Genomic DNA, 15496 nt, shown 5'->3' with positions numbered 1-15496 from the left:
GGACGGCGCGGCAGCCGTCGGGAACGGAGCCGGCCGCCGAGCGGAACCGTCGCCGCGTCTGCGAAGTCCGGGAGGCGGTCGGGGCGAGCGCGCGGAGGAGTAGCACGACGCCGAGGGAGCTTCCGCGTCGTGGGTGCTTCGGCACCGTGGGCGGCGGGTTCATCGGCGATGCGAAGTCGAGGGTGATGCCGACGCCGGGCGCTGGCGTTGGCCCCGGCAGGTCGGTGTGCGGCTTGACCAGCTCGCCGCCGCACCGACCCCCGCCTGTGCAAGCGGCCGGGCACGTGATCCGGAGGTTCACACCCCGGCGTCCGGCGGGAGGTTGCTCTGGCGCTGGATGGCCCGCCCGGTGCTGCGCCACCACCAGGTGGGTGACGTCCGGGAGACGCCGGCCGTGAGTGTGGCCCCGTCGGCGTCGTCGGGCAAGGGGCCGCGCTGGAAGGCGGCTGGGCCGGGCCATACGTCGACGGGCTCGTCGGGCTCGGCCACCGCGGCTTCGGCACGGCCCGCCGCCGGCAACCGCATGCTGCACTCACCCGCCGGTGGCACGGCCCCGCACCTCCTCCAGATTCGCCCTGGCGATGCCCTCACTGTGCTGGTCGCCGGTCTCGCGGCAGATGTCGCGGGCGCGGGTGTGGGCGGTGATGGCGTCGTCAAACCGGCCCACCTCCTGCAAGGCGAGGCCGAGGTTGCCCCACGCACTGCCCTCGCCGTGCCGGTCGCCGGTCTCGCGGCAGATGTCCAGGTCCTGTTGGTGGGCGGTGATGGCCTCGTCGAACCGGCCCACCTTCCGCAGGGCGAGGCCGAGGTTGTTCCACGCCCTGCCTTCGCCGTGTCGGTCGCCGGTCTCGCGGCAGATGTCCAGGTCCTGTTGGTGGGCAGTGATGGCGTCGTCGAACCGGCGCACCTCCTGCAGGGCGTTGCCGAGGTTGTTCCACGCCCTGCCCTCGCCGTGCCGGTCGCCGGTCTCGCGGTGCATGTCACGGGCGTGGGTGTGGGCGGTGATGGCGTCGTCAAACCGGCCCACCTCCTGCAGGGCGTTGCCGAGGTTGTTCCACGCACTGCCCTCGCCGTGCCGGTCGCCGGTCTCGCGGTGCATGTCACGGGCGTGGGTGTGGGCGGTGATGGCATCGTCGAACCGGCCCACCTTCCGCAGGGCGAGGCCGAGGTTGTTCCACGCACTGCCCTCGCCGTGCCGGTCGCCGGTCTCGCGGAAGATGTCGCGGGCGTGGGTGCAGGCGGTGATGGCATCGTCAAACCGGCCCACCTCCCGCAGGGCGAGGCCGAGGTTGTTCCACGCCGTGCCTTCGCCGTGTCGGTCGCCGGTCTCGCGGCAGATGTCCAGGTCCTGTTGGTGGGCGGTGATGGCCTCGTCGAACCGGCCCACCTTCCGCAGGGCGAGGCCGAGGTTGTTCCACGCCCTGCCTTCGCCGTGTCGGTCGCCGGTCTCGCGGCAGATGTCCAGGTCCTGTTGGTGGGCGTCGATGGCCTCGTCGAACCGGCGCACCTCCCGCAGGGCGAGGCCAAGGTTGCCCCACGCCATGCCTTCGCGGTGCCGGTCGCCGGTCTCGCGGTGGGCGGTGCGGGTTTGGTTGGCGAGGGTGATGATGTCGTCGAAGCGGCGTCGGAGGTCGAAGTACTGGTACAGGGCGAAGGTCATGTCGGTGTGGGCGGGGTGGTTGTGGGGGGCGGTGGTGGCGGCTGCGGTGAGGTTGGCGTGTTCGGCGTCCAGCCACTCCAGTGCCCGCCGGCGGTCGGTGAATGCCGGTGAGCGCGGTGTCTGCGGCAGGCGGGACAGGTGGGTGTCGGCCGCTTCGGCGGTGGCCAGGTAGTGGTCCAGCAGGCGGGTGTGTGCGGTGTCGCGGTGGTCTTCGTCGGCTTGGGTGCGGCCGTGGTGGTCCGCGTGGAGGCGCAGCAGGTCGTGCATGCGCCACCGTGGCCATACCCCGGGCTCGACCAGGTGGGCGCGGGCCAGATCGGTCAGCAGTACCTCGACCGTGGCCTGGTCGGCGTCCAGGAGGTGGGCGGCGGTCTCGGTGGACAGGTCCGGGCCGGGGTTGAGCGGGAGGAGGCGGAAGAGTCTGGCCTGGTCGGGGGTGAGGTTGGCGTAGGACAGGTCGAATGCGGCCTGTACGGCGCGGTCGGCGCGGGTCAGGAGTTGCAGGCGGGTGTGTCCGTCGGCCAGGGCGTCCGCCATGGAGGCCAGGGGGCGTTGCGGGGTGTCGGCGAGGAGGGCGGCGATGACGTGGAGGGCGAGGGGGAGGTGGCCGCACAGGTCGGCGATGCGGGCGGCGGCGTCGGGGTCGTCGTCGACGCGGGTGTCGCCGGTGCGGGCCCGGTGGAGTTCCTGGCGGATGAGGTCGACCGAGGCGTGCGCGTCGAGGGTGTCGAGGGTGTGCAGGCGGGCGCCGATGTCGAGGGAGTGCCGGGAGGTGACCAGAACCGCGGTGGCGTCGTCGCCGGGCAGCAGGGGGCGGACCTGCTCTTCGCTGCCGGCATTGTCGATCACCAGCAGGGTGCGTCGGCCGTGTGCGGCGCGGTCGGCCAGGACCGTGCGCAACAGAGCCGAGCGGGCGGGGGCGTCGGCCGGTATCTCCTCGGGCGGTGTGCCCAGGGCGCGCAGGAAGGTGTCCAGGACGGCTTCGGCGCTGGTGCGGCGCTCGGGGGTGGGGTCGTAGCCGTTGAGGTCGGCGAACAGGACCCCGCCGGGAAACCAGCCGGGCCGGGCCAGGGCGCGCTCCGCGGTTTGCAGGGCCAGCTCGGTCTTGCCGACCCCGCCCATCCCGGCCACCGCCTGCACCAGCACGGGGACCCGCGGAGTACCGGTCGCGCCGGCGTCGGTGCGGGTGCGGGGGGCCAGGTCGTCCAGGAGGGCGCGGACGTCGTCCTCGCGGCCGGTGAACGTCGCCGAACGCACCGGCAGCCCCGCCGCACCCTGCACGGGCGAGGACGCGGCCGGTCCGGCCGGCGGTCGGTGCCCGGCATCGCGGCCGTCGGCCCCGGAGGTTCCGGTCGACGGTTCGGAGCGGAACGTGACGTTCACCGTGTGGCCCTGGATGACGGGGGCGTGCTGCCGGCCGCCGCTGATCGCGTTGCCCACCGTCACCGGCGGCTGCGGCGCCCCGGGCGCGGGCCGGGACCCGACAGCGCCGGCCGGTAAGCCACCGCAGACCTCCGAGGTCTCTGCGGTGCCGGGCGGGTCCGGTGCCGCGGCGGTCTCGCGCAGCAGGCGGCGCAGCGTGGTGAAGGTGCGGTGCTCCGCGCCGACCGCCCGAAGGATGCCGAAGTGGTCGCCGGGCAGTGCCGCGGTGTCGCGGAACACCGACTGGGCGGAGGCCATCGGGACCACACCGTCGCTGTCACCGGCATAGACGGAGAACGGGATCGGACACGTGCGGTCGGTGACCCGGGCGGCGTGGACGACATCGTGCAGCACCCTGCGCCGGGTCTCGGTGACCTGCTCGTTCAGTGGCCGCAGCTCGCTCTCCTGCGGATGCCGCCGCCCGAATATGCCCTGGCGCAGCGACAGGAACAGCTGCGAGCCGTCGTTGGGGCAGGCCAGCATCACCACCCGGCCGATCCGGGCCAGCTCCCGCCCGTTGCCGTCGGAGAGCATCCGCGCCAAGTGGCGCTGCACGATCAGCCCGCCCATGCTGTGCGAGACCAGCACCACCCGGGGGAAGCCGCCGGCCTCGGTCCGCAGGAACTCCCGCAGGCTGTCCGCCGCGGCACTGATGCTCGTCCACGTCCTCAGCGGGTGGTACCGCGTAAGACCGGTCGCATACGAGAACGGCAGCGTCGTGACGAACTTCAGCTCATCGTCCTCGCCGATCCGGTCCCGCACGTGCTGCCACGTCTCCGGCCCGGATCTGAACCCGTGGACCAGCACCACACCCAGCCCGTCGACGGCCATCCGCAAGACCCTCCCGCCGCACAACTACCCGAACTTCACAGCGTAGTTCCCCAGCCGGCCGAGCCCCTGGCCCGCTCGAACATCAGAACCGTGTAGGCCAGTACGCAGGTGTACCCCAGCACAGCACCCCATCCGACTCCCCCAGAATGAACCGGTGCGGCAAGCGGCAGGAGCATGAATCGTCTCCTTGCCAGGAGAATGACGGGCGCCGGTTGTACGCCACTACGGGGGCCCCGTTGCCCCCGACATCGACGTCGCCGTTTCCGGGGTTGCCGTGCCGCCCATGACGTCGGCCGCGTCGATCCAATGCTGGGACGCCGCCGGAACGACCCTGCCAAGTAGCAGCGTTTCATGGCCTGTTGAAGGCAAGGAAGGCACACGGGCGGGTGATGCCCGGATCGAAAACGCAACGCACCCCGATCGCGGAGACCATGGCGGTCGGACAGTTCCCCGAGGTCCGGCGGACGCCGCTCGACTCCCTGACGATCCTGCTGCTCTGCCCGGCGAAGATCTCGACCACCTTCCCCCGCGTACGAGCGGCCGCATCCGGCCCATGAACGCCACCGGCTCCGGCCCGCGCGGAGTGTCCGCGCGGGCCGGAGCCGTTCTGCATGGGGGTGGTCAACTCACGGTGTACGCGCGGTAGATCGTCTGTGTGGAGGCCACGCCCTTGGTGTCCGTGACCACCGTGCGCAGCGCGACCGCCCCGGCGGCGGACGGCTCCTTCACGTCGGCCAGCCAGTGGGCGCCGCTCCTGCGCGCCGACACGGCGTGCCACGTTTTGCCGCTGTCGAACGAGGCGTACACCGCGACGGACTTGGCCGTCTCGGCGGCGTACTTCTCGCCGTAGCCGTCCTTGCGGGTCAGGTAGACCGTGACCGGTGTGGTGGTGCCGGGCGACGCGGCGTTGTGGCGGTCCAGCCCGGTCGGGTAGAGCCGGGTGATGTACCCCTGCTCCACCTGGTGGTGGGCGGGGTTGGCGTAGAAGTGCCAGTCGAGCGAGACCGTGCTGGACAGGTTGGCGGCGCGGACCCGGGTGGCCACCACCTTCAGCACGTACCAGCCCGTCGCCGTGATGTGCTCGGAGAAGGTCGGGTACGCCTCGCTCCCCGTGGTGAGCTTCTGCGTCTTGAGTGTCCTGCCGTCGCGGCTCAGCGTCACCGTGTCGTACGTCGACGGGGACTCGCCGGTGCCGCCGACCGCGTCCGCGATCGTGTTGTACGGCGTGTAGGTGACCGCTCGGCCCTCGACGTACGGCAGACCCTCGGTCGGGCCGAACACCGCGCGCTGGAACGTCTCGTCGTACGTCCTGCCGCCCGCGTACACGTGGTCGCCGGTGAACGCGCCTCCCACGTCGTCGCTGCCGCTGAACTCGTCGGTGCGCGCCTCCCACGTACCGGGCGAGACGTAGGCGTCCACGGCGTAGCCCGGCGCGTCCTCCTCGTAGGCCGGACCCCACATGTCGGTCTCGCAGCTGAGGTTGCCGGGCGGCGTCGGCTGGAACTCGAACGACGTCTGCCCGCCGACCGACTCACCGCTGCGGACCATCACGCTGACGTGCGCGAGTTTCGCCCTGCTGTAGGCGTACGACACACTGGCCGGCATTCCGGTCGTCTGCCCGCTCAGGTAGTACTCCGCGCCCGTGCCGGCCGCCGGCTGGTCCAGGTAGGTCGCCATCCAGGCGAACTGGAGCGCGTTGGAGGAGTTGGGGATCTCGTACATCCCCTGCGGCGTGTTGATGGCGAGCGCCTCCTCCAAGGTGTCGTCCTTGGCGCACACCCCGGCCAGGATCTGCCCCTGGTAGTCCGAGGCGCTCCCCGCCTCGCCGCTCAGCGACGCCTTGACCTGCTTGCCCTGGCGCGCGTCGAACGTCAGCGTCGTCCCCGACGCCACGGTGATCTGCCGCCCCGCCAGCGTGTCCGTCATCCCCATGACACCCGGCGCGCTGTCCGGCGTCTCGATGTCCGCCGTCACGATGTACGTCCCGGTCGGCAGCGACGTCTTCACGCCGCTCTTGACCGTCTTCACGGCCTGGCTGCGCGTGTTGTACAACTGCACGTCGGCCTTGACCTTCGCGCCGTTCCGCCCGATCGTCGTCACCGTCAGCGACCCGGTGGCCGCCTGGGCCTGCGCGGCCGGCAACGTGGCCAGCGCGGGCCCGAGCGCGAGTGTGGCGACAGCGAGCATGAGCGGTCTTCGCCGCATGAGTTCCCCCCCGGGAATACGATAGGTGTGGAGAAATCGTAATCCCGGCCATGCAGCCTGTGAACGCGGGGTGTTGGTCCGGCACCGGCTCGGTCCGGCACCGGCGAAGAGCTCCGCGCCGGCGGCGGCCCGGCGAGTGACGCGGATGCCGTGCCGGCGAACGTGACGCGGATGACGCGTAGGCGCCCGTGAACGGCGCGGCCGGTGGCGGGGTCGCCCGGTGGCCGACGGAGCGTCACCTCACGGTGCGTCGTCCCCCGCGGTGCGTCACCCCCTGCGGTGCATCGTCCCCCCGCGGTGCGTCACCCCCCGCGGTGCGTCATCCCCGGAGCCGCGTCACCCTCCGCGGTGCCGGGGCCGATGCCGATGCCGGGACCCACCCGGCGCATCTCCTGGGCAGGAGGCCGCGGGCCGGTAAGAATGGACCCGTGCCAGACGAGGTAGACATCGCTCCCCAGCGCACCCGCAACCGCTGGGGCGAGGGTGAGCGGCTGCGGGTCGAGATCCTCGACGCGGCGAGCCAGTTGCTGTCCGAGCTCGGCGCCGCGGACGGGCTGACCATCCGCGGGGTCGCCCGGGGCGTGGGCATCGCACCGGCCAGCATCTACCGGCACTTCACCGACCGCGCCGCGCTGGTGCGCGGGCTCCTGGAGCACGAGTTCGCCCGCCTGCGGTCGCTGATGCTGACCGCCGACGAGCACTGCGACCCCGAGGACGTCGTCGGGCGGGTGCGCGCGCAGATGCACGCCTACTGCGCGTTCGCCGTCGCCCACCCCGGCCACTACCGGCTGATGCTCAGCAACGGCGCCAGCCGCCCCGGGCCCGAGGAGCGCCCCGAGGGTCCGCTGATGGAGGTGGTCGAGACCCTCGTCGCCGCCTTCACGCGCTGCGCCGAAGCCGGCCACGAGCTGCGCGTGCCCGGCCGGCGGGCCGCGGAGATCGTCTTCGTCGGCGCGCACGGGCACGTCGCGCTGGTGCACAGCCTGCCGAGCAGGACCGGCGCCCAGAACATCAAGGCGTTCGTCGACGACCTCATCGCACTGGTCTTCGTCTGAGCCCCACCACCTGAGTGATGTCCTCCCGGCCCGGCGGCGAAAGCCCGGGCCGCCCCCAACCACGCCCGCGACGCGGCCCGCAACGCACCGGCCCGCCGGATCGGCACGCGGCGGGGACTCGCGGGCCCGGGACGCTGGCCCCCGGGGCCTGGAGCAGCCGGCGGGCCCGCACCGTCGCTCCGGTGAACTCCCGTGTGGCGAGGGCACGTTGCGGCCGCCGTTCTCAGGACCTGTCGTGGCTCGATCCGGCCACGCCCTCCTGACACCTGGTCATCGAACGACCTAACATTTGTTCGCCAAGTGTGTGAACAATCGTTTGGTAGCTGACAGTGACGTTTGGAGATGTCATGACGGAGACCCTGTCCGGTGCACCCGCCTTCCCCATGCCCCGTGCCGACCGCTGCCCGTTCGACCCGCCGCCCGCGCTGGGCGGCCTCCAGCAGAACGAGCCGATCTCGCGCGTGGAGCTGTGGGACGGCAGCACCCCGTGGCTGCTCACCCGCTACGAGGACATCCGGGCCGCACTCGGCGACCCGCGGGTGAGCGTCGACAACAGCCTGCCGGGGTACCCGCACGCCACGGCGGCGACGGCCGCCCGGAGCAAGGTCTCCAGAGCGTTCATCAACATGGACGACCCGGAGCACTCCGCCCAGCGCCGCCTGCTGACCTCGAACTTCATGATCAAGAAGATGGAGGCACTGCGGCCGCGCGTCCAGCGGATCGTGGACGAGCTGATCGACGACCTGCTCGCCGGGCCGAAGCCCGCGGACCTCGTCGCGGCGTTCGCGCTGCCGGTGCCGTCGCTGGTCATCTGCGAACTGCTGGGCGTGCCCTACGCCGACCGTGACCTCTTCCACCGCATCAGCAGGACGATCATCGCGCGCGACTCCACTCCGGCCGAAGCGGTGTCGGCCACCGAGGAGATGCTCGGCTACCTGGGCGACCTCGCCGAGCAGAAGAACAGCGACCCCGGCGACGACCTGCTCAGCCAACTCGTCGTCGAGCAGATGCGTACCGGTGCGATGACCGCCCGGCAGATCGCCGGCATGGGGCAGTTGCTGCTCATCGCCGGCCACGAGACGACCGCCAACATGATCGCCCTGGGCACGGTCGCGCTGCTGGAGCGCCCGGACCAGCTGGCGCAGATCCGCGACGGCGACGACCCCGCCCTGGTCGCCAACGCCGTCGAGGAACTGCTGCGTTACCTCAACATCGTGCATGCCGGTCTGCGCCGGGTCGCGCTGGCGGACATCGAGATCGGCGGGCGGACGATACGCGAGGGCGAGGGCATCGTCGCCGCCCTGTCCGTCGCCAACCGCGACGAGGCCCACTTCCCCGACGCCGACGACCTCGACGTCCGCCGCAAGGCACGCCACCACGTCGCCTTCGGCTTCGGCATCCACCAGTGCCTCGGCCAGCCGCTCGCCCGGGTCGAACTCCAGGTGGTCTACAGCACCTTGTACCGCCGCATCCCCACGCTCGCGCTGGCGGAACCGCTGTCCGACGTCAGGTTCAAGCACGACATGCTCGTGTACGGGGTGCACGAACTCCCCGTCACCTGGTGAGCGCGGGGCGCGGGTACGGGATCGCCCGGGCAGGCGTCGCGGATGCGTCCGTACCGGGATGCCGTCCGCACCGGGACGTCGTCCGTACCGCGGTGTCGTCCGCACCGGGACGTCGTCCACACCGACGAAAGGAGCCGGCATGACAGCCGAGCCGTTCGAAGTCAGCGTCACCGAAGCCGACATCGCGGACCTGCGGGAACGCCTGCGCCGCACCCGGTGGCCGGAGGCGGAGACGGTGGCGGACTGGTCGCAGGGGGTGCCGCTGGCCTACGCGCGGGAGCTGTGCCGCAGTTGGGCCGAGGAGTACGACTTCGGGTTCGCGGACCGGCTCAACGCGTTCCCGCAGTACCGCGACACCGTTGACGGGCTGGGGATCCACTTCCTGCACGTCCGTTCACCGGAGCCCGACGCGTTTCCGCTGGTGGTCACGCACGGGTGGCCGGGGTCGGTGCTCGAATTCCTGGACGTCCTGGGGCCGTTGACCGACCCGCGCGCCCACGGCGGTGACCCGGCCGACGCGTTCCACGTCGTGGCCCCGTCGCTGCCGGGGTACGGGTGGAGCGACAAGCCGTCGGCCACCGGCTGGGGCATCGAGCGCACGGCGCGGGCGTGGGACCGGCTCATGGTCTCGTTGGGCTACGGGCGCTACGGCGCGCAGGGCGGCGACTGGGGTTCGGCGGTGTCCGGCGCGCTCGGTGAGGTGGCCCCGGAACGGGTCGCCGGTCTGCACGTGAACCTGGCGAGTGCGCCGCTGGGCGCCTTCGACGACCCGACGCCGCAGGAACGGGCCGCGCGCGAGGCCACCGAGGAGTTCCGGCGCACCGGCCGCGGCTACTCCGGCCAGCAGTCCACCCGGCCGCAGACGCTGGGCTACGGCCTCACCGACTCACCGGCCGGCCAGGCCGCGTGGATCGCCGAGAAGTTCTGGGCCTGGACCGACAACGACGGCCACCCCGAGGACGCGCTGTCACGGCAGCAGATCCTCGACGCCGTCTCGGTCTACTGGTTCACCGCGTCGGCCACGTCGTCGGCACGGCTGTACTGGGAGGGCCGCTTCGGCGAGAAGGTCACCGCGCCGTCGGGAATCTCGGTGTACCCGCGCGAGATCACCCGCCCGTCCCGGCGCGAGGCCGAACTGCGCTTCACCGACCTGCGCTGGTTCGAGGAACTGCCGCACGGGGGCCACTTCGCCGCACTGGAACAGCCGGATTCGCTGGTCGAGCAGATCCGCGGCTTCTTCCGACTCGTGCGCTGACGGCCTGCCCACGCACCAGTCGCCGACGGAGCCGGCGCCGACGCCGCGTACCTTTTCGCGGTACGCGGCGCCGGGTCCTCGGCGCGCACCGGCGGTGGATCCACGCGGCGACGTGGTCCCGGCGCTTCGGTCATGCCTGCGGGGGCGGCCGGTCGCCGGGTCCGTGGTCGTAGCGGAACAGCGGGGGTCCGGCGTGTCCCTGCCGCCACAGGGTGCTGAGTGCCGCGCCGGTCGCCAGTTCCTGCGTCCGGTCCTCGGGAAGGGGCAGGTGGAGGGCGGTGAGGAGGTCGAAGCGGTGCAGGTCGAAGGCTGCTTCGACGTACTGCCCGTAGGCGACGGCGGCGTGCACGGCGGCGACGTAGCCGAGTCGGGAGACCGCGGCGAGCAGCGCGGCCAGCGCCAGCCACCAGCCCGATCGCCACAACAGCCAGACGGTCGGCGGGACGCAGAGCCCGACGGTGACGCTCATCCGGGTCGCGGCGTCCATCGCGTCGCGCCGGTCGGCCACCGCGGTGCGGATGCGGTCGCCCAGCAGCGGCTCCAGGCGGAGCCAGACGACCGGGGCGTCGAGGCCGTACGCCCGCCCCGCCCGTGTCTCCGCGGCGGTGAGCGCGTTGCCGAGGGCGGTGGGGCGGAGGCGGTGCGGCTCGACCGGGTAGCGGGTCCGCTGCCGGTGGCCCGTTTCGCCCGCACGCTGGAGGTCCGCTCCGGGCACCAGTTCCGTGACCAAGGTGTCGCGCCGCTTCCCCTGGCGTGTTCGGCAGAAGCCGGCGAGCGGCTCCAGGCGGTCCGGCCAGTAGCCTTCGAGCCAGCGGACCAGCGGCAGTTGCAGGGGCATGGTGACCACGCCGACCGAGGTGATCACCAGGAGCAGCAGCAGGATCTGCCCGGTGCCCAGGCCGGCGGCGGTCCGCCAGGCGTGCGCGAACCGCACCGGGCCGGGCGCGCCCGCCCACACCAGGACGAGCAGGTACGTCACCGCGAGGGTGGTGGGCAGGGTCGAGACCAGGAAGAACCTGCCGGAGACGGCCGATCCGGCGGGTTGGGCGAGGGCCGACAGGTTCACCGCGAAACCGCCTTCCCCGTTGTCCGGTCGCGAGCCGGAGACCGGCCGGTGCGCGGTCCCATCACGCCTCCTGGATCATCGGGCCGTGCCGGTCGCATTCCGGCGGCGCTCCGTCGACGAACAGCAGGATCTTCTGGTTCGGGCACGGCGGGTGCGGGCAGCGGAAGTACAGCGCGGTGAATCGCACGGGCGGGCCCGGCATCGGGCCGGACAGGCAGTCCCCGCGGAGCGCGTCCGGGTCGAACAGTTCCAGCGTGCTCCGGTGGGCGACGCCGATCGTGTCGCCACCCACCGTCAGGACGACGGAGCGGAGGCCGGGTCGTTGCCTGAAGAGGTCGATGAGTTCGGCCAGCAGGCCCGTGCGCGAGGGCGGGGACTCCGCGGGAACGGCGAGCGTGGCGGCCTCCGCGCCCGCCGGCACCTGGTCGGGTTCGTCCTGAGGGGCCAAGAAGGCGCGGTAGCGCCGGCGCAACTCGTCCGTGTGCGTGGTCATCTCGGTGGGCTCGTCTCGTCGGGGCACGTGTCCGCGCGGCGCGCGCTGGTCCGGGAACCGGGGTCCGGGGCCGGGGTTCGGCCATGGGCGGTCAAGGGCCGATGTGCAGGTGAGCGGCCCACAGGTCGGGCCGTGCGGGCTGCTCCTGCCGGGTCGCGCGGACCGCGGCGTCGAGTGCCGGGGCCGCGCCGCCGCGGACCGCTCCCGCGCGCAGTCCGCCGTAGAACCGCTCGGCGATCAGTGCCGCCGCCCGGTCCCGGACCGGCCACAGCGTGCCGACCACGTCGCGGTAGCCCGCCAGGTGCAGCGCGGACGCGACGTGGAGGGATTCGTCGGCCAGGGCCGAGGTGCCCCTGGCGGTGCCGCAGCCGGACAGGAAGGCCAGTTCCGCCGAGGGCAGCGCCAGGCGGTCGACGATCTGCGGCGTCAGCAGTGTGTCGCCGAGCAGCAGGCCGCCGGACGTTCCGGCGCGGGGACCGTCCTGCGGGCTCGCGGCGTGACCGGCGAAGTGCAGCCAGGGGTGTTCACGCAGGGCTCGCCCGACGGCCGCCAGGGTCGCCTCCCCCTGTTCCAGGTACCGGCCGGCGCCGACCTCGGCCAGCACGTCCTGGGCTTCGAGGCCGGCCCAGCGCAGCGAACCGGGCTCGTGAGTGCCGCCCGGGACGGCGATCGCCAGCACTCCCGGCCGGCCGGCGGGGGCGACCCGCAGCCGGGCGTGGCGCAATGCGCGCAGCGTCGGCGCGTACGAGGAGATCACCCGGTCGAGCACGTTGTCGCCGGGGGCTTGGCACGGCACGGTTCCCGGGGAGGCCGCTTGCGGGATGAAGCGGCCCGCCGCGTGCAGGGGCAGGAGGACCGCCTGTCCGGACGGTATCCACCACAGGCGCGGCCGATCCGCCGGTCCTCCGGGCGGGGTACGCAGACCGAGCGCGTCGAGCACCGGCTTCGCCACCGCGTCCCACAGTTCGCCCAGAACGGCCCGGACCTGCTGCGCGCCGGTCGTGCCCGGCTCCCCTCGCGCCTGCTCCAAGCGGCCCGTCCACTCCTGCGCCCGGCTCGGGGAGGCACCGGGCAGCGGCAGTGCCTCCACCCCGTCGGCGGTGAGCAAAAGGGCGTGGGAGCGGACGGAATGCAGCGTCAGGTGGACCACGGGTCCGTGGTCGGCGAGGGAACGTACCGTCGCCGCGTCGAGCGGCCGGAGGAAGTCCCCGAAGCCGGGCAGACCCCTGATCCGGTCGAGTTCGCCCTCCCACCGGTCCGCCGCCCGGTGCCGGCGGGTCATCGCCGCCAGACGCGGCGCGGGGGTCTCCTCCTGGGCCGCCGTGAGTTCGGCCGTGGCCGCCTCGAAGCGGGACGCGGCCTCCGGGCAGGCGCGGCGCAGGGTGCCGAGGTCGGACATGGAGTTCAGCCGGGCGGCGGCCAGCAGGCCGCGGGCCGTCTCCAGGACGGCCAGCGCCCGTTCGGCGGGTTCGCCGGCCAGGAGCGCGGCGGCGCACGCCTGGTCACCGAGTCCGTTGGCGTACAGCGTGAGCATCGCCTCCTGGTCGGCGCGGCGGAACCGGGGCGAGGCCAGCGACGCGGTCGCGCGGACGGCGGTGGCCAGCAGCGGCGCCACCGCCGGCAGGTCGTCCAGCCGGGCGGCGATCCTGGCCATGAACCATGCGTGCGGTACGAGGTTGAGGGGTGAAACGGCCGGATCGGCGTAGCCCCGCTCGCTGAACACCAGAGCCCGGGACCACGCCGCGGTGTGCGGCTCCCCCCGCCGGCGCGCGCCGAGCGCCTGCCGGGCCTGCCCCAGGGCCACCGACAGGCGGAGGCGGGCGACCTCGTGCCCCTTGAGGAACGGCAGCGCTCGGGTGGCGTCCGCAGTCCCGCCCGCAGCCGGCCCCGCCGCCGCCTCCGCCGGCGCGCCCCTTCCCGGCTGCCCGCCGCTCACCCGGCCGAACAGGGCGTCGTCCAACAGCAGTTCCGGGGCGCCCTCCCCCACCAACGTGGCCACCAGTTCGTCGATCGCCTCGGGCGGCTCGATCGCCTCGGCCTCCATGGCATCCGCCTGACGGGCGACGTGTCCGGTCCACGTGTGGGCGCCGTCGGCCAGGTGGCGCTGGTCCGGTACGGCTGCGGCGTACTCGTCCGCCGCCCCGCGCAGCGTCTCGCACGCCCTGCGGAGGGCCTGTGGTCTGAGGTCCTCGAAGGCCTGGGCACAGGTCGCGACGAACAGCTGCTGGGCCTGGGCGAAGCGCTGCTGCGCCAACTGCCGCCTGATCTGCAGGTCGAAGAAGTCTCCGGTGCCGGTGACCACCTCGGGCAGCGGACCGGTCTGCGGCGCCAACACCTCCATCCGGGAGTCGCGGTCGCCGATGAGCTCGGCGCGCGTCGTCAGCAGCTGCTGGAACTGGGCGAGCGCGCGAGTACGCTCCAGGGCGCGTTGCGCCGCCTCGTCCGGGGAGTCCTCGGGCACCGGCAGGCCGAGCAGGTCGATGACGCGGAGGTGGTGCTCCGCCGCCGCGTTCAGGCCGGTCAGGTCGCCGCGCGCCCCCGCCCGGATGAACTCGGCCCAGCCGAGTGCGCAGACGGCCCTCGCTTCGAGGACCGACCCGGCCGGCGCGACCCGGCAGGCGGTTTCGAGCACTTCGGTCATCTCCGCCAGCCGCTCCGGTTCGGTCGTCCAGAGGAAGAGCAGCTTGAGGCGGTCGCCCATGTCCAGCCACACGGCCGCCTCGTCGGCCGGCGAGCCGCTCAACCGCCCGGCGGCGAGCCGGCCGTGCCGCGTCATCTCCGCCCGCAGCACCGGATCGCGGGGATCACAGCTGAGCAGCAGGAAGAGTGCAGCGGTCTGCGTCCTGAGGGTGACAGCGATCTTCTCGTCGTCCTCCTCCCTCACCGCCAGCGCCCGGCGGCCCAGTTCCACCACTTCCCGGCAGCGGGCGGCCGCCGACGGTTCGAGGGCCGGCGTGGTGGGCCGCAGTTGACGCGCGAGGAGACCCACGCGAAGGGTATGGAGATAGGTGAGGGTTTTTGGCAGCAGGGGATGGTCGGCGGGGACGATGTCGACCGCCCGCTGCGCGAGGCGTACCGCGTCCTCGGAGGCCAGTCCCCCCTCCGCCATGGTGCGCAGGCCGCAGGCGCAGGCCGCCAGGTCGAGGGCGAACGGCGTGAGCCAGTGCCGCCCGGCCGGGAGCAGCGACAGCGCCTGCCGCACCTCCTCGTCCGCCGCCGGAGCGTCGTCGCGCAGGAGGTTGCGGGCGCGAACGTAGGTCGCGACGGCCTCGGTCTCCCCGGGGGTCGCCGCCCAGCCCAACCCGCTGCCGATGAACCGCGCCGCGAGGGTCAGCGCGTACTCCCTGCCGCCGGCGGCGTCGACCAGGCCGGACAGTCCGGCCGCGGTGAACCGCTCCCGGCCGGCGGAGCGCAGCGGCTCCGGCAGCAGGACCGGGTCGGCCCGGCGGACGATGACCAACCAGTCCGCCGCGACCGCGAGTTCCCGTTCGTCGCCGGTGACCAGCCAGAGCGTCCAGGCGAGCAGGCCGAGCAGATGCACGCTGACGATGTCGCTCCAGCGCCCGTTGCCGCACTCCGCGGCCAACGCCGTCCGCGCGGCCGCGGTGCGGGTCTCCCGGAGCACCTCCGCACGCGGCGCCGCGCCCGTCGGCCCGGCGAACAGCAGCAGCCGGTCGAGCAGATCCCGCTCGGGCGGCGGGAGTTGGGGCCAGACAGGCCCGCCGTGCGACGGATCGGGCCGGCCCTGCGGTAAGAAGGGTCTCGTCACGAATCCATCATGCGACATCCGCGTCACCGGAGCGGTGCGATCGTGGGCATCGGGTTGCCGCAGGTGGGGTGCGGGTCTCCTGTCTTGGCGGAGGCGGTTGGCCCGGGGCGGCTGCCTTCTCCCCGCAGCCGACCCACACGTGGGCGAGCCCGTAGCAACGTGCGGGTGGATGCCT

10 protein-coding genes are annotated in these 15496 nt (G+C 73.1%); 4 read left to right on the top strand and 6 right to left on the bottom strand.

Annotated features, from left to right (window positions below):
* Nucleotides 1-297: 297 nt before the first annotated feature.
* The gene (locus POF43_RS11210) at nucleotides 298-549 is read right to left on the bottom strand and encodes a hypothetical protein (protein ID WP_282704533.1); all 252 of its coding nucleotides are present in this window, start codon (nucleotides 547-549) and stop codon (nucleotides 298-300) included.
* Complete coding sequence (locus POF43_RS11205) at nucleotides 533-3913, bottom strand: alpha/beta hydrolase (protein ID WP_282704532.1); 3381 nt, start codon at nucleotides 3911-3913, stop codon at nucleotides 533-535. Before POF43_RS11205 ends, POF43_RS11210 begins: the two co-directional genes overlap by 17 nt.
* Nucleotides 3914-4302: 389 nt before the next feature.
* Between POF43_RS11205 and POF43_RS11200 the strand changes: the two genes are divergently transcribed.
* Entirely contained in the window at nucleotides 4303-4470 is a 168-nt protein-coding gene (locus tag POF43_RS11200) for a hypothetical protein (protein ID WP_271322531.1), read from the top strand.
* Between the two features lie 64 nt (nucleotides 4471-4534).
* Here POF43_RS11200 and POF43_RS11195 read toward each other — a convergent pair whose 3' ends face one another.
* Nucleotides 4535-6100, bottom strand: a complete 1566-nt coding sequence (locus POF43_RS11195) for a hypothetical protein (protein WP_271322532.1) — start codon at nucleotides 6098-6100, stop codon at nucleotides 4535-4537.
* A gap of 446 nt (nucleotides 6101-6546) precedes the next feature.
* Here POF43_RS11195 and POF43_RS11190 point away from each other — a divergent pair, with 446 nt between their 5' ends.
* The 3 genes from POF43_RS11190 (at nucleotide 6547) to POF43_RS11180 (ending at nucleotide 9993) form a co-directional block, all read left to right on the top strand.
* Nucleotides 6547-7173 carry a TetR/AcrR family transcriptional regulator gene (locus POF43_RS11190; RefSeq protein WP_271322533.1) on the top strand — a complete coding sequence of 209 codons (627 nt, stop codon included), beginning with the start codon at nucleotides 6547-6549 and terminating at the stop codon, nucleotides 7171-7173.
* Between the two features lie 347 nt (nucleotides 7174-7520).
* Complete coding sequence (locus tag POF43_RS11185; RefSeq protein ID WP_271312339.1) at nucleotides 7521-8738, top strand: cytochrome P450; 1218 nt, start codon at nucleotides 7521-7523, stop codon at nucleotides 8736-8738.
* A 139-nt stretch (nucleotides 8739-8877) separates the two neighbouring features.
* Nucleotides 8878-9993, top strand: coding sequence for an epoxide hydrolase family protein (locus POF43_RS11180; protein WP_271322534.1), 1116 nt, complete (start codon nucleotides 8878-8880; stop codon nucleotides 9991-9993).
* A gap of 130 nt (nucleotides 9994-10123) precedes the next feature.
* Here the strand turns inward: POF43_RS11180 and POF43_RS11175 are convergent, their stop codons facing one another.
* The 3 genes from POF43_RS11175 to POF43_RS34855 form a co-directional block, all read right to left on the bottom strand.
* Entirely contained in the window at nucleotides 10124-11059 is a 936-nt protein-coding gene (locus POF43_RS11175) for a hypothetical protein (protein WP_271322535.1), read from the bottom strand.
* 61 nt (nucleotides 11060-11120) lie between these two features.
* Nucleotides 11121-11552, bottom strand: a complete 432-nt coding sequence (locus tag POF43_RS11170; RefSeq protein WP_271322536.1) for a hypothetical protein — start codon at nucleotides 11550-11552, stop codon at nucleotides 11121-11123.
* Nucleotides 11553-11643: 91 nt separating this feature from the next.
* Nucleotides 11644-15321 (bottom strand): CHAT domain-containing protein, encoded by a 3678-nt coding sequence (locus tag POF43_RS34855; RefSeq protein ID WP_271322537.1) that lies wholly within the window; start codon nucleotides 15319-15321, stop codon nucleotides 11644-11646.
* Between the last annotated feature and the right edge of the window lie 175 nt (nucleotides 15322-15496).

Origin of the sequence: Streptantibioticus silvisoli (assembly GCF_027947535.2) — a bacterium.
Taxonomy (GTDB): Bacteria; Actinomycetota; Actinomycetes; order Streptomycetales; family Streptomycetaceae; genus Streptantibioticus_C; species Streptantibioticus_C silvisoli.
This window is presented reverse-complemented; position numbering and strand designations above follow the sequence as displayed.

What these genes read in the sequence shown, in the direction of transcription:
- POF43_RS11170 (WP_271322536.1), bottom strand. Translation starts at nt 11,552, where the DNA reads ATGACCACGCACACGGACGAGTTGCGCCGGCGCTACCGCGCCTTCTTG.
- POF43_RS11195 (WP_271322532.1), bottom strand. Translation starts at nt 6,100, where the DNA reads ATGCTCGCTGTCGCCACACTCGCGCTCGGGCCCGCGCTGGCCACGTTG.
- POF43_RS11180 (WP_271322534.1), top strand. Translation starts at nt 8,878, where the DNA reads ATGACAGCCGAGCCGTTCGAAGTCAGCGTCACCGAAGCCGACATCGCG.
- POF43_RS11205 (WP_282704532.1), bottom strand. Translation starts at nt 3,913, where the DNA reads ATGGCCGTCGACGGGCTGGGTGTGGTGCTGGTCCACGGGTTCAGATCC.
- POF43_RS11185 (WP_271312339.1), top strand. Translation starts at nt 7,521, where the DNA reads ATGACGGAGACCCTGTCCGGTGCACCCGCCTTCCCCATGCCCCGTGCC.
- POF43_RS11200 (WP_271322531.1), top strand. Translation starts at nt 4,303, where the DNA reads ATGCCCGGATCGAAAACGCAACGCACCCCGATCGCGGAGACCATGGCG.